This window comes from Tsukamurella pseudospumae (assembly GCF_001575195.1).
In the GTDB taxonomy this organism is placed as follows: domain Bacteria; phylum Actinomycetota; class Actinomycetes; order Mycobacteriales; family Mycobacteriaceae; genus Tsukamurella; species Tsukamurella pseudospumae.
The window spans coordinates 1-1,111 of record NZ_LSRF01000099.1 but is presented as its reverse complement, the minus strand read 5'-3'; the positions used below and the strand labels follow the sequence as shown (position 1 = coordinate 1,111).

The 1,111-nt window shown below is 63.3% G+C and carries 2 protein-coding genes; both read left to right on the top strand.

All coding sequences use genetic code 11. From position 1 onward, the window contains the following. Positions 1-173 precede the first annotated feature (173 nt). Positions 174-368, top strand: a complete 195-nt coding sequence (locus AXK60_RS25295) for a hypothetical protein (protein WP_068571554.1) — start codon at positions 174-176, stop codon at positions 366-368. A gap of 501 nt (positions 369-869) precedes the next feature. Beyond that, positions 870-1,111, top strand: a 242-nt coding sequence (locus tag AXK60_RS25290) for a ParA family protein (RefSeq protein WP_244881182.1), incomplete at its 3' end; no start/stop codon positions are given.

Sequence of the window (1,111 nt, the reverse complement as noted above, 5' to 3'; positions counted from 1 at the left end):
GTGTAGAAAGCGCCGAGACCCCTCGGCTGCTTGAAGCGTCCAAGGGGTCCCGGGTAAATCTGTCAGAGGATTCGAACCCTAACCGCCGACGCTTCCCGTCTCAAATCGACGCGCTACAAGGACTGCCTCGGTCCACACCTGTGAGGCAGGACGCGCGGGAAGGAAGATGGACGATGTCCTCTTCCCCGTTGAAGCCCGGCCAGACCGCCGGCCGTTCCGGACAGTACGAGATCGTCGGACCCCGCGGAGGGTCTACCGGTCAGGAGCGCACCGTCACCCGCGGTGAGCCGCTGCCGCCGACTCCGAAGCCCGGCCAGGGATACGTGCTCGTCGACCCGACGCGCAACGGCGCTGGCCGCGGTAAGTAGTAGCGGCACCAGGAACGAAGAACATCTGGCCCTCCCCTATCGCACAGGGGAGGGCCAGATTGTTTTCTCGGGGGCTGGCGCCCCCGAACCCCCGCACCTCTCCAGGAGCAGGAACTGGATCGCTCTCGGCTGGCGGGTGCGTTGGGGTGCGGATCTTCGCAGGGCTGCTCCCGCTTCCGGCCCTAACGGTCTACTGCCGTGACCAGGATCCGCTCAAGGGCCGCTACGCGGGCCTACGGCGAACCCTTGCCCGGATCCTGGTCACGGCAGTTGAGGCTGCGCCGCCGAAACCGGGAGCAGCCCTAACGCGAAGGTCCTTGATCTGGGACGCAGGTGGTACAGAAATACAGAAATCATGAATCTGAGAAGCGAGGTGCGCAGCGGAGTAGAGCACAGTTTCCGCAGATAGATGCGGTTGCAGACCACGCTTGGGTGCTTCCGATGATGAAAACATGGTTTCTGTATTTGCGGTAATCAGGAAAGGCGTATATCATTATTTCTGTGACCACCTACACGTTCACTAACCAGAAGGGTGGCGTCGGCAAGTCGACTACCGCCATCAACTTCGCCGGCTCCCTTGCTCACGACCTCGGCCGACGAGTCCTGTTCGTTGACGCCGACCCGCAGGGCACGGCACTCGATTGGTCTGCCGCGCGCAGTGCGGCTGAGCATCCGCACCTGTTCACCGTCGTGGGGTACCCGCGAGTCGGGCTCCATAAAGAGCTCGCAGCGATGGCGGCCGG